We start from the raw sequence: 12,276 nt of genomic DNA on the forward strand, positions 1-12,276 counted from the left end.
GAGACAGACATGCAGATCGATTGGGACGTGGAAATTCCCATGGACGACGGGCTGGTGGTGCGCGCTGACGTGTTCCGCCCGGCGGCAGAGGGGCGCTACCCGGTGCTGATGTCGTATGGCCCCTATGCCAAAGGGCTTCCCTTCCAGGCAGGGTTTCCCGCGCAGTGGAAGTCGCTGACCGCCACACACCCGGAGATCCTGAACGGCAGCAGCGGCAAGTATGCCAACTGGGAAACCGCCGATCCCGAACGCTGGGTGCCGCTTGGCTATATCTGCATCCGCGTGGATTCCCGCGGCGCCGGCCGGTCGCCGGGCGTCATAGATCCCTTCTCCGCCCGCGAGGCGCAGGACTTCCACGACTGCATCGAATGGGCGGCCAGGCAGCCGTGGAGCAACGGCAAGATCGGCCTGGCCGGAGTCTCCTACTACGCTGCCTCCCAATGGATCGTGGCCGGCAAGCGTCCGCCGCATCTGGCAGCCATCTGCCCGTTTGAGGGCTTCACCGACTTCTACCGGGACGCCTGCCGGCACGGCGGCATGCTATGCACCTTCCTGACCGAATGGTATCCGCGGCAGGTCACCAGCGTGCAGCACGGCCTGGGCAGCCGTGGGCACGTGAACCCCAACAACGATGTGCCGATCTCCGGCCCGGCGGAATTCAGCGACGAAGCATTGCAGGCCAACCGCATCGATATCGATGCGATGCAAATCGGGGCGGAACTCATTACCGCGGACTACTTCGACGGCCGGCGCGCGGACTTGCCGGCCATCGAGGTACCGGTGCTCTCGTGCGGCAACTGGGGGGGCCAGGGCTTGCACCTGCGCGGGAACATCGAAGGCTACCTGCGCGCGGGATCGAAGCAGAAGTGGCTGGAGATGCACGGTCTCGAGCACTGGACCGAGTTCTATACGGACTATGGTGTCGCGCTCCAGCGCCGCTTCTTCGACCACTTTCTCAAGGGAGAGGACAACGGATGGGACTGCGAGCCTCCGATCAGGCTGCAGGTCCGCCACGTCGACAAATTAGTCGAGCGCGCCGAACACGAATGGCCGCTGGCCAGGACCGCATGGACCCGGATGTACCTGGACGCTGATCGCCGGGCCTTGCGTCCGGAGCCAACGGCAGCGGCATCGCTACAGTCCATTGATGGCATCAGCGGGCAGGTGAGCTTCAGTACGGTGCCTTTTGAACGCGACACGGAGGTGACCGGCCCACTGGCTGCGACGCTCTACCTTTCCACGACGGCCAGGGACGCCGATTTGTTCCTGACGATGCGAGCGTTCGCACCGGACGGAACGGAACATCTGGTGCTCGGTGCCGTCGAGCCCCGCGCTCCGATTGCCCAAGGCTGGCTGAGGGCATCCCATCGCAAGCTCGATCCACGCGTGTCCAGGCCTTACCAGCCCGTGCACACGCATGACGAACTGCAAATGCTTGAACTGGGCAAAGTGTACGAGGTCCAGGTCGAGATCTGGCCAACCTGCTTCGTCTTTCCAAAAGGGTACCGGCTTGTTCTTACGATAGGCAGTTCCGATTTTCAGCATGACCTGCCGGGGCCATATCCGAAGCTGTACGGCAAGGAGTTGCGCGGATCTTCGGTGATGCTGCACGACCATCCTGTTGATCGCAGCAAGGAACGATTTGGCGGGGTGACGTCCCTTCACTGCGGGGGCGAGTACGCTGCGCACCTCCTGCTGCCGGTTATCCCGGAGGGCTGACAGGACGGACACAGGGCCACGCCAGTAGGCTAGTGCCCGGTGTCCGCTTTGTCTGGAGAAGCGCCGTTGTGGATGCGACGCGCCGGAGCATTAGCCCCGGGGGTCGGGAAGAGACGACTGGCGTCCTCTCCTCCGTCGACCGAAGTCGGCCAATAACGGGCGCTGGCATAGCCTGCGGGCAATGACTCGTTTGGGCCAAGTATCAGCCATCTAGCTGTGGCGCCGGCGCCGACGCGGTACACGCGTTGACATTGCAGATATGTACAGTACGACCTACGATGGACAGGCAGCCCGTCGCGGATACGCCTTGGGCCGGGCCAGTTTTCGGCAGATCGCCCGCACCAGTCTGGTTCTACGCTTGAGCGAAGTTGATACTCATAGGAGAAAGGAATGAGAGCGATTGTTATCGCGGTAATTGCGGCCTTCGGAGCATCACTAGCACTGCCCGGCTATGCGCAAAAGGCAGTGGATCCGTATACGCAGGGGGCCAAGGGGAAAGCGGATCCATTTACGGACGGTGCCAAATCCGGGAAATTCGACCCCTATACGGACGGGGCCAAGACGTCGACCCGCACCGACCTGGCGCCGACCAAGAAGCCCGACCCGTATACCGACGGCGCGAGGGCTGGCAAGGCTGATCCCTATACCGACGGCGCGAAGGCAGGCAAGGCCGATCCGTTTACCGACGGCGCCAATAGCAGCAACAAGCAGTAGCGAAACGCGTTGCCGCGTGGCCTTCCCGGCCCGCCCGGGAAGATCCGAGAAAGCGGCCTCGCACACAGCGGGGGGCTATTTTCACTTCAGACGTCCGGCAGTCCGTTCCGGCATTGCGTCGGGTCACGCCACTGAATCGCCGCAGCCGCATCCGCGACATGCTGTCACTCACGCCATGTACTGGTAGTCAGTTCCGCATCGACACGAACAGTCATTTGTCACCGCGCATATAATGCACACCTAGCAACAGGACAAAAGCCGACGCGATCCCTGCGATTGGCAATAGCTGCAGCGCTAGCGTCAGCCCCAACCGATCTGCCAGTGCTCCGGTGACGATGGAGCCCGGCGCCAGGCCGAGGACGTTGTAGGCCAGGGCCAGCGTCGCCATGGCGGTACTGTGAATCGCCTTGGGCGTCAGCCGCGCGACCATCGTGGTGCTCGGCCCCACGATGCCGGCGCTGAAGAACAGACCCAAGGCAATGAGTACCAGTTGAGCGGTTCCGGCAGGACGCTGCAGCGCTGTAAAGAGCAGTACTGCGCAGGCCAGGTTGAAAGCTACCGTCAGGAGCAACTTTCGCCGGGGCGAATCGCGGCCCACACGATCGACCAGCGCGCCGCAAAGGGGCATGCCGCATGCACCGCAAAGGACAAAGATTGCGGCGACCCCACCGGCCTTGCTCAATGGCATGTCGTAGGCTCGATTCAGGAAGCTGGGCAACCAGGCAAGCATGCCGCCGTTGATGAATAGCTGCAGGCCGCTCCCGATATAGATGCAAATCAGAGCCGGGGATGAGAACAGATCCCTCAGTACACGCCTGATGGGCGGCCGTGCAACCGAACTATTTCTGGCATAGACGCCGGCCTCCCCTTCGATTCGTGAGGGGTTGACGACCAGCATGTAAAGAAGGGTCAGGATGATGCCATAGACGGCCATGCCGACAAAGGCACTCCGCCAGCCGAACTGGCTTGCCAGTGCACCGCCCATCGCGATCCCCATGACCGAGCCGACCATGCCGCCAGCCATGAACGCGCCGGTGACCATGGACGTGTACCGCGGGGGGAAGATGCTGATGAGGATGGCCACGCCGACGCTGGCGTAGGCCGCTTCCCCAACGCCGACCAGAAAGCGGGCCGACAGCAAGGTGAAGTAGTTGTGCGACAGGCCACAGAGCAGGGTCGCGACGCTCCAGAGCGCCGCCATGGCAATGACGCTTCGCACGCGTCCCCATCGGTCGGCGGCCAACGATAATGGGAAGGCCAGCAGCCCAACTGCCAGTGACACGATGCCACTGAGTGTGCCAAGCTGGGTATCAGACAATCCCCATTCGGCCTTGATCTGGGGAAAGACTGCGTTCAGTACCTGCCGCGACATATAGTCGGACAGGATCAGGCCGAAGGTCAGTGCGAAGATGACCCATATATAGCCACGCGATAGGCGCTGTTGCCCACCTTGGTAGCTTGCTGTTTCTGGAATATTGAGGGCCACAGTATTGTCTCCATTCTTAGGCTGCTGCTTAAGCTAACTGTCCGTAGCTTTTCTTTATGCTCATTGCGCGCGGCGCAGTGCCCGACTGGCCAATGGATGCCAGGCTCCTGGTGGAACCTTGGGCAACACCGGGAGAGCATCGAGACACCGGACACGAACGGGTCGACGGCGAAAACGAACTTTCCCTTGCGATTCAGTCGCACCCTGCAAAGCCATTCGCTCTCCAGGCTCTCCGAAACTCAGCCCTCTAGCTGCCCCAGGAAATCGAGGAGCAAATCGTTGACTTGCTCTACGCTTTCCTCCGCCGCACTGTGGCCCACGCCGCGCAGCAGGACTTTCTTTCGCAGCCCGGGCAGATACGCGTCGAGCTGGTCATAGAGATCACCCACCAGCTCAAGGGACGGGTCGGCCGCGCCGCCGATGAACATGCTCGGCTGGCGCACTACAGCGCCATCAAGAAAAGCGGTGATTTCCCAGTTTCGGTCGCGACAGCGGTAGTAGTTCAAGGCGCCGGTAAAACCGGTACGAGTGTATTCGTCCACGTAGTAACCCAGCGCACGAGCGCTTAGCCATGCGGGGAATTCCTTTGGTTCAGTGAAGGCGCTGAGAATGCTCTCGCCCGGCTCAATTAGCATGCGCCAACGCTCGGCGCCTGCGGCGCTCCCGGAAATCGAGTAGAAGACGCTGCGTAGCGTCTTTCGCGTATCGGCGGACAATTCGCGATCGGGCTTGCCAACCTGCTGGAAGTACATGTGGTGATACACCTTGCCCTTGGCCATGGCCTTCCAGCCGACACTGGGCTTTACCTTGCCGCGTGGCGGCACCGGTGTATTGAGCATGACGACCGCGCGGAACAGATCCGGCCGCAGCATGGCGGCCGACTGAGCGACCCAGGCGCCGAGGTCGTGCCCGACGATCACGGCTGAACTCTCGCCGAGCGCCCCCATGAGGCCGACCATATCGCCAACGGCCTGACTCAAGTCATAGGCTTCGATCGCGTCGGGACGGTCGCTTTGGCCAAATCCCCGCTGGTCGGGCACGACCACCCGATATCCGGCGTTGACCAGCGCCGGAATCTGACGGCGCCACATGTACCACAGGTAGGGAAAGCCATGAAGCAGGATGACCAGAGGGCCTTCCCCCTCGTCAACATAGTGCATGCGGATGCCGTTCACCTCGGCGAAGCAGTGGTTGAACGCATTCGGATCATCGACATCCGCCGGTGCAAACGTGTCGCTCTTCGCGCAGTGAACTGCTGTGCCCTTAGTCATTGTCTTCCTCCGTGTCAGGGTTTCGACTATAGCTGCGAAGGCCGCAACTATACTAAGCAAGGTGGGACAAATTCTTAGAGGTTTGGGACATGGCTAGAGACGGGCACATTTTGACCAGGGCTGCCGCGCTTACCGGCTACGAACCCCTTGCCCGAGCGGTCGGCCTGGATCCGTTTCGCATGTTGCGGCTGGCAAAGATACCGGCCAAAGCGCTGGACGATCCCAACCTCATGATCAGTGCCGATTCCGTCGGACGGCTGCTCGAAGAGTCAGCTCTTCGGTCCGGCGAGGAAGCATTTGGCCTACTGCTGGCAGAGAAGAGAAGTCTGGCGAACCTGGGCATGCTGGCCCTGGTACTCCGCGAGGAACCAACTCTGTACTCCGCAATGCTGGCCTCCGCCCGATACCTGCGACTGCACAACGACGGGGTGCAATTGCGGCTCGAAGATGCGGGGGATCTCGCAATACTGCATGTGGATTTCCGGCGCCCCGGCGTCTGGCGCCAGGCGGTCGAGATGTCGACCGGCATTGCGCTACGGGCCTTTGCAGTCTTGACACGGAATACCTTTCGCCCCGTGTCGATCACCTTTACCCATGCGGCCCCTACCAGTCTCGATGTTCATCGCCGCGTGCTGGGGCCCATTGTCGAATTCTCCGAGGAATTCAATGCTCTCATCTGTCGCCGCCGCGAACTGGATCTGCCCATTCCGGCGGCTGCCCCGGAGCTCAGTCGAGAAGTGAAGCGCTTGCTTGACGTGCAGTTAGCCAGCCTGGAGGAAGACGACCTGACCCTGCGCTCGCGTGAAGTCGTCAAGATGTTGCTACCGACTGGGCTGTGTTCGGTCGAGCGAATCTCCCAACATCTGGGTATCAACCGGCGCACGCTCAACCGGCATCTGGCAAGCAGCGGCGAGAGCGCGACAACGATTGTCAATGCCGTGCGATTGGAGCTCGCCGAGGAATACCTGGCCAATAGCAGGCGCAAGCTATATGAGGTCGCCGAACTGCTTGGATTCTCCACCGCTGGCGACTTCTCCCGCTGGTTCCGCAGAGAGTTTGGCAAGACCCCATCGGATTGGGCAGCCGACTATAGGCAGGGAACGGCGACGTCCAGACCCGGACTGAAACGTGGATGAGATCACTTGAGGGTCTGATGCGGCCCACGCCTGTCTGCCACCGGCTTCCATTGCCCCTAGTTGCGCCTAGTCTGCGGCGGCAACTGACGATGCCAACTGCGCAAGCCTGGTCATAGAGACCCGAACCAGGCTCCGCTCTCCCGAATCTCCCTATCGGAATGAGACCCTGCATCGCAGGGCCGAGTCAGTACTCTCTTCTGCGCATGTCTCAGGCTGCTAAGTAATTGGCCCAATGGGCTAATCACTGAGGCAGCGACAAAACCTAAGATAGCTGCACTCAGGTGGATTGATCAAGCGCCGTCGATGCCCTAGCGTGCCGATCCACCTATGCGAGGCAAACGCTCGCATACCTCGGGCACAGACTCAAATTGGAGACAGCTATGACAGCAACAGCTACGGCACAGAACAGGGACACGCAGAATTCCCCCACGGCACCAGCCATCATCCGGCCATCGGCGCGTCAACACTCAATCAGGGTGGAGCTTTGCACGCCTGCCATCGGCGCTGAACTCAGCAACGTCAGCCTGGCCGATGCCGCTCAAGATCCTGATCTCATTGCTGAAATCCGGGGGATGTGGCTCAAGCACAAGGTGCTGTTCTTCCGCGATCAGGACATCACTCCCCTGGAGCAGCAGGCGTTTGCAGCGCAATTCAGCGAACTGGAAGCGCACCCGCTTGCGCCAAGCCATCCGGACGCTGACAAGCTTCTCATGCTCTATCGGAATATCGATCCGAACAAGCAGAATTTTGTCGAGAAGGCCAGCCGGGAGAACCTCTGGCATTCGGACGTGACCTACAAGAAGGCCCCTCCGCGTGGCGCAGTCTTGCGCCGCGAAATGGGACCGGAAAACGGCGGCGATACGATCTGGTCCAACATGGTGATGGCCTATGAACGCCTTCCCGAGGCCGTCAAGCAACGGATTGATGGCCTGTATGCCAAGCACAGCGCCGAACATGTCTTCCTGGCCCAGTATCCGAAGGACGAACGCCACGCCGCCGCAGAAAAGAACCCGGGCAGCGAACATCCGGTCGTTCTGATCCATCCGGAGACCCAGGAAAAGGTTCTGTTTGTCAATTCGGCATTCACGACCCACTTCGTGAACTATTTCAACTTCACGGACATTCGCTACGGCCAGGACTTCATGCCCGAGTCACACCACCTGCTGTACTACCTGTGCTCGCAGGCCGCGATTCCTGAATACCAGGTGCGCCTGAAATGGCGCGACAACACCGTGGCAATGTGGGACAACCTGCTGTGCCAACACTATGCCGTGTCGGACTATGGCAATGCGCCGCGCAAGATGCTTCGCGCGACGCTGACAGGCACGTCCCTTTCCTGATCCGGACAGTCCCGCCGGAAAACCCCCTGAGAAGTCCGCCAGCCAACCCATGGCGGCGGCAACAGCGCCTCACCCGGAACAATTTCGAGGAAGGATGAGGCTCCTGACCCCACGCGTGTTGCATCAGGCGGTGTATTGAAATGCCGTCTTATATCAAATCACTGGAGACAGTCATGCTTTACCAACAAGTCGATACCGCAGTCATCGATGGCGAATCGCTGCCTTGGGTTCCGTTCACGCCCTATTCGGAAGATGTCCTGCTGAAGTACTTCAAGCTTGACCCGGTGCGGGGCGAATGGATCGTGCGGATGAAGGCACCCATCGGCATGCAGCTTCCCAAGCACCACCACACCGGCACGGTCATCGTCTACACCATCGAAGGCCAGTGGAAATACAAGGAGCACGACTGGGTGGCCGGGCCCGGCAGCGTGGTGTACGAGACAGCGGCCTCAACCCATACACCTGAAGTCGTCAGCACGGAAAGCACTGACAGCTACGTCGAGACGCTTGTGATCGTGACTGGCGACCTTGTGTTTGTCGACGAGAACGACAAGGTCATGGCCATTGAGAACTGGAAGACCGCGATGCAACGCTACCTCGCCTATTGCGAAAAGCATGACATCGAGCCGAAAGACCTCACGGCGTTCAACTAAGTACTGCCCAGGAACGCCGTGGGATCCCCCACGGCTTCCCGCTGCAGGCTGACTATTGATCCTTGGCCGTCTCCCAGATCGCCCCCAGCGAGCAGCCAAGGGTCCATTCATCCTTATCCAAACACGGTGCCGCGTCGGCTGCCTGCCTCATTCATGGCCCGCAGCGAACTTTGGCGCGCCTGAACGACGACCGCGCACCCTGATGGCGCGGCCCATTCCGCAGCCTGGGGCTTTTGCCGCCAGAGTCGCGGGCTGACAGACAACAGTAGAAACGGAATGACGCCATGAATGGCCTGATGATGCAAAAGCAGTTGTTGATTTCCTCTCTCATCGTGCACGCTGACCGGCACCATGGCGATACGGAAATCGTCTCACGACGGGTCGAGGGCGATATCCATCGCTACACGTTCCGCGATTGCCACCGCCGCTCGCGCCAGATGGCCGGCGCGCTCGCCGCCCTCGGAGTCGGGCCGTCCGACCGCATCGGCACGCTGGCATGGAACGGCTATCGCCACATGGAGCTTTACTATGGCGTATCAGGGATGGGGGCCATCCTTCATACCATCAATCCGCGCCTGCATGAGGACCAGGTCGCATATATCGCGAACCACGCCGAAGACCAGTACATCTTCTTTGACCTGACCTTCCTGCCGCTGATCAAGGCCATCGCCAGCCGCTGCAAGACGGTCAAGGCGTTCATCGCAATGACCGACCGCGCCCACATGCCGCAGGATGCCGGTATTGACCTCCTTTGCTATGAAGACCTGATCGAGCGAAGCTCGCCCGACTACGCGTGGCCGGTTCTTGACGAGGAAAGCGCCAGTACGCTGTGCTACACCTCCGGAACGACTGGAAACCCCAAAGGTGTCCTGTACAGTCACCGCTCATCCCTGCTGCACACCTATGCGGCCGCGCTGCCGGATGCACTGAATTGTTCGGCACGCGACGTGATCCTGCCGGTCGTACCGATGTTTCATGTCAATGCCTGGGGCCTTCCATACATTGCGTGCATGGTTGGGGCCAAGCTTGTCTTCCCCGGACCGGCATTGGATGGCAAATCGCTGTACGAACTGCTTGAAGCCGAGCAGGTCACGCTCTCCGCAGGCGTCCCGACAGTCTGGCAAGGCCTGCTGAACCATCTGGAGCAGACAGGAGAGGAATTCTCCGGCATGGCGCGTACCATTATTGGTGGCGCGGCCTGCCCACCTGCCATGTTGCGCCAGTTTCAGGACAAGTACGCCGTGGCGGTGCTGCACGCCTGGGGTATGACCGAGCTGAGCCCGATCGGGACCGTTTGCTCGATGAAACCCAAACACTGGGAGATGAGCTACGAAGACCGTCTCACGATCCAGTCGAAGCAGGGCCGTGCGCTGTTCGGCGTCGACATGAAAATCGTCGGTACGGACGGTCGCGAGTTGCCTTGGGATGGCGTAACGACCGGAGACCTGCTTGTACGCGGGCCGTGGGTCGTACGGGAATACTTCCGAAGCGAAGGCGGAAATCCGCTACAAGTCGATGAGCAAGCCCATGGCTGGTTCCCGACCGGCGATGTTGCGAGCATAGACCGCGATGGCTTCATGCAGATCACGGACCGCAGCAAGGACGTAATCAAGTCAGGCGGCGAATGGATTGGCTCGATCGACCTGGAAAACATCGCAATGGCGCATCCGGCCGTTTTCCAGGCCGCATGCATCGCTGCGAAGCATGCCAAATGGGATGAGCGCCCGCTGTTGATCGTAGTCAGAAGGCCGCAAACGGATCTTACGCGGGATGAACTGCTCGCCTTCTACGAGGGCAAGATCGCCAAATGGTGGAGGCCGGACGATGTGATCTTCGTAGAGACCATCCCTTTGGGTGCGACGGGCAAGATTCTGAAAAATCGCTTGCGGGAACAATTCGGCGATCATTTGATAGCAATCGCTGCGGGATGAGTGCGCTGCGAAGGCCGAAGTGGGTCCCAAAGCAGTCGCAACGCCAAGGCGAACGAACGGCCGCTCGGGGTCGGGAACGGCCTTCGGCCCGCGCTATTTCCTTCGCTCGACGCCGAAATGCTCGATCGACTGGCCGGCATTGACGGCGCGCTGCAGCCAGTCCGGTAGAGCGCCAACGCCATCCCAGGCGTGGCCAGCGGCGTCCCGGAACCGGATGACGCCCGAGGCAGAGCCTCCGGCCACACCGGGCGGCGCGAAACAGCCTGCCGCCAGGAGGTGCTCCTAGGTCAGCCCAAGGCGGGCCATCTGGGACTTGATCCACAGGACAGCGTCAGCGCGCTCGCGCGAGGATTGAGCCCCGGAGACTTCAGGATAAGCGGTTGGCATGGAGGGAGAAGCAAGCGGCGGGCGGCCTGAGCCGCGACCACGGCTTGTGGAGGGCGCGGGAGGGCGCGGGAGTCCGATGGCAGCCGATTCTAGCCCATGCCCACCGTCCCTGTCCGATTGCCCGCCTCGCGCAGCCGCGGGGAGGTGTGAATCGGCAACGTTCCGAAACGGTTGTACAGAGATAAGCCTTCGATCTGCGCATAGCCCGGCCGTTCACAGAACGTAACGACTGCCGGATCTGCTTCCAGCAGCAGCCACTGTTCCACGGCGGAGCGCTGATAGAACATGACGCGCCGCGCAAGCTTCGGGCTGAATGCTTCGAACCGATGCGCACCTCGCGGACGTGCAAAGGTGATCGGCCCCGCGATTGACAGGGAATCTTCCATAAGATCAATGGCTTACGGATGGGATTCGATGTGTGAACCGTGCTGGAAGACTTACGCGATGAGGAGACCGCGCCAAAACAATGGGATGGACGCCCCCAACCAAACGGCATCGATGTGCCACAGTGGAGTTGCATATCACCACTTCACGGAAGGGAGCATCCATCATGAAGGCTACTACCATCGGCATCGATCTGGCGAAGAACGTCTTCCAGGTTCATGGTGTTTCTGAGAACGGCAAGATCGTCTTGAGAAGACAACTCAAACGCCATCAGGTGGCAATATTCTTCGCGAACCTTGCGCCCGCCCTTGTTGGCATGGAAGCGTGCGGCAGTGCACATTACTGGGCCAGGAGGCTACAAGGCATGGGGCACACGGTCCGCCTAATGGCACCGCAGTTCGTCAAGCCCTATGTCAAGACCAACAAGCACGATGCCGCCGACGCAGAGGCGATTTGTGAAGCGGTAACCCGTCCCAACATGCGCTTTGTACCGATCAAGAATGTCGAGCAGCAGGCGATGTTGGCCTTGCATCGGGCTCGCCAGAGATTTGTGAGCGCTCGCACCGCGCAGGCCAATCAGATCCGTGGCCTGCTCAGCGAGTATGGATTCGTCCTACCTCAAGGAATCGCCTGCATTGCGGAAAAGGTCCCCGACATCATTGAGGACGGCTCGAACGAGCTACCGGGGACGTTCCGGCAGCTCATACAGCGCTTGATGGCACATCTCAAAGCGCTTCACCAACAGGTATCAGAAATCGATGCAGAGATCAGGGCGTGGCACAGGCAGAGCGACCTATCCTGCAAGCTCGAGAAGATACCAGGTGTCGGCCCCGTGACAGCCACTGCGCTGGTGGCAACTATAGGGGACGCGAAGCACTTCAAGAACGGCCGAGAGTTGGCCGCTTGGCTAGGCCTGGTGCCAAGGCAACACTCAAGCGGTGGAAAGCAAAATCTGCTTGGAATCAGCAAGCGTGGCGACTCCTACTTGCGGACGTTGTTGATTCACTGTGCGCGCTCAGCAATCTTCGCGTCACGACGAAAGGGTATGGAGCAAGGTTGGGTCCACGACGTGGCGCGTCGGCGCAATAGCAACATAGCCGCTGTCGCGCTGGCCAACAAGATCGCTCGAACTGTGTGGGCATTATGGAGGCATGACAGGCAGTACCGACCTGACTACATGAGGTGTTCTGTCCAGCGCGGACACGTCTGGTTCATGCTGCAGCTAGTCGACTGAGGTAGCTTGCAGCGACTTCGC

General features: G+C 60.6%; 10 protein-coding genes. 7 read left to right on the forward strand and 3 right to left on the reverse strand.

All coding sequences use genetic code 11. The features are described 5' to 3' along the window. The first annotated feature begins 9 nt into the window (after positions 1-9). Both ACAD63_RS18055 and ACAD63_RS18060 read left to right on the forward strand, forming a co-directional pair. Positions 10-1,719: a CocE/NonD family hydrolase gene (locus tag ACAD63_RS18055; protein WP_434033099.1), complete on the forward strand. Its 1,710-nt coding sequence runs from the start codon at positions 10-12 to the stop codon at positions 1,717-1,719. Between the two features lie 390 nt (positions 1,720-2,109). After that, on the forward strand, positions 2,110-2,433 hold the full coding sequence (locus ACAD63_RS18060) for a hypothetical protein (protein ID WP_434033100.1): 324 nt from the start codon (positions 2,110-2,112) through the stop codon (positions 2,431-2,433). A 211-nt stretch (positions 2,434-2,644) separates the two neighbouring features. Here the strand turns inward: ACAD63_RS18060 and ACAD63_RS18065 are convergent, their stop codons facing one another. After that, entirely contained in the window at positions 2,645-3,919 is a 1,275-nt protein-coding gene (locus ACAD63_RS18065; protein WP_434033101.1) for an MFS transporter, read from the reverse strand. Positions 3,920-4,158: 239 nt separating this feature from the next. Next, positions 4,159-5,190 (reverse strand): alpha/beta fold hydrolase, encoded by a 1,032-nt coding sequence (locus tag ACAD63_RS18070; protein ID WP_434033102.1) that lies wholly within the window; start codon positions 5,188-5,190, stop codon positions 4,159-4,161. An 89-nt stretch (positions 5,191-5,279) separates the two neighbouring features. Between ACAD63_RS18070 and ACAD63_RS18075 the strand changes: the two genes are divergently transcribed. The 4 genes from ACAD63_RS18075 (at position 5,280) to ACAD63_RS18090 (ending at position 10,250) form a co-directional block, all read left to right on the forward strand. After that, a complete protein-coding gene (locus tag ACAD63_RS18075) occupies positions 5,280-6,326 on the forward strand; it encodes an AraC family transcriptional regulator (RefSeq protein ID WP_434033103.1) in 1,047 nt (348 codons plus the stop codon). A gap of 380 nt (positions 6,327-6,706) precedes the next feature. Next, the gene (locus tag ACAD63_RS18080; protein WP_434033104.1) at positions 6,707-7,666 is read left to right on the forward strand and encodes a TauD/TfdA dioxygenase family protein; all 960 of its coding nucleotides are present in this window, start codon (positions 6,707-6,709) and stop codon (positions 7,664-7,666) included. Between the two features lie 173 nt (positions 7,667-7,839). Further along, positions 7,840-8,319: a 2,4'-dihydroxyacetophenone dioxygenase family protein gene (locus ACAD63_RS18085; protein WP_434033105.1), complete on the forward strand. Its 480-nt coding sequence runs from the start codon at positions 7,840-7,842 to the stop codon at positions 8,317-8,319. Between the two features lie 284 nt (positions 8,320-8,603). Next, positions 8,604-10,250: a 3-(methylthio)propionyl-CoA ligase gene (locus ACAD63_RS18090; RefSeq protein ID WP_434033106.1), complete on the forward strand. Its 1,647-nt coding sequence runs from the start codon at positions 8,604-8,606 to the stop codon at positions 10,248-10,250. 476 nt (positions 10,251-10,726) lie between these two features. On the opposite strand, the gene ACAD63_RS18095 is transcribed toward ACAD63_RS18090, so the two are convergent. Further along, on the reverse strand, positions 10,727-11,023 hold the full coding sequence (locus ACAD63_RS18095; protein WP_434033107.1) for a hypothetical protein: 297 nt from the start codon (positions 11,021-11,023) through the stop codon (positions 10,727-10,729). Positions 11,024-11,187: 164 nt separating this feature from the next. Between ACAD63_RS18095 and ACAD63_RS18100 the strand changes: the two genes are divergently transcribed. Then, on the forward strand, positions 11,188-12,255 hold the full coding sequence (locus ACAD63_RS18100; RefSeq protein WP_434033108.1) for an IS110 family transposase: 1,068 nt from the start codon (positions 11,188-11,190) through the stop codon (positions 12,253-12,255). The last annotated feature ends 21 nt before the right edge of the window (positions 12,256-12,276 follow it).

The organism is Cupriavidus sp. a3, assembly GCF_051015765.1.
GTDB classification, from domain to species: domain Bacteria; phylum Pseudomonadota; class Gammaproteobacteria; order Burkholderiales; family Burkholderiaceae; genus Cupriavidus; species Cupriavidus oxalaticus_A.

Coding starts and splice junctions, on each gene's coding strand:
- ACAD63_RS18100 (WP_434033108.1), top strand. CDS start 11,188: ATGAAGGCTACTACCATCGGCATCGATCTGGCGAAGAACGTCTTCCAG.
- ACAD63_RS18080 (WP_434033104.1), top strand. CDS start 6,707: ATGACAGCAACAGCTACGGCACAGAACAGGGACACGCAGAATTCCCCC.
- ACAD63_RS18070 (WP_434033102.1), bottom strand. CDS start 5,190: ATGACTAAGGGCACAGCAGTTCACTGCGCGAAGAGCGACACGTTTGCA.
- ACAD63_RS18085 (WP_434033105.1), top strand. CDS start 7,840: ATGCTTTACCAACAAGTCGATACCGCAGTCATCGATGGCGAATCGCTG.
- ACAD63_RS18095 (WP_434033107.1), bottom strand. CDS start 11,023: ATGGAAGATTCCCTGTCAATCGCGGGGCCGATCACCTTTGCACGTCCG.
- ACAD63_RS18060 (WP_434033100.1), top strand. CDS start 2,110: ATGAGAGCGATTGTTATCGCGGTAATTGCGGCCTTCGGAGCATCACTA.
- ACAD63_RS18090 (WP_434033106.1), top strand. CDS start 8,604: ATGAATGGCCTGATGATGCAAAAGCAGTTGTTGATTTCCTCTCTCATC.
- ACAD63_RS18075 (WP_434033103.1), top strand. CDS start 5,280: ATGGCTAGAGACGGGCACATTTTGACCAGGGCTGCCGCGCTTACCGGC.
- ACAD63_RS18055 (WP_434033099.1), top strand. CDS start 10: ATGCAGATCGATTGGGACGTGGAAATTCCCATGGACGACGGGCTGGTG.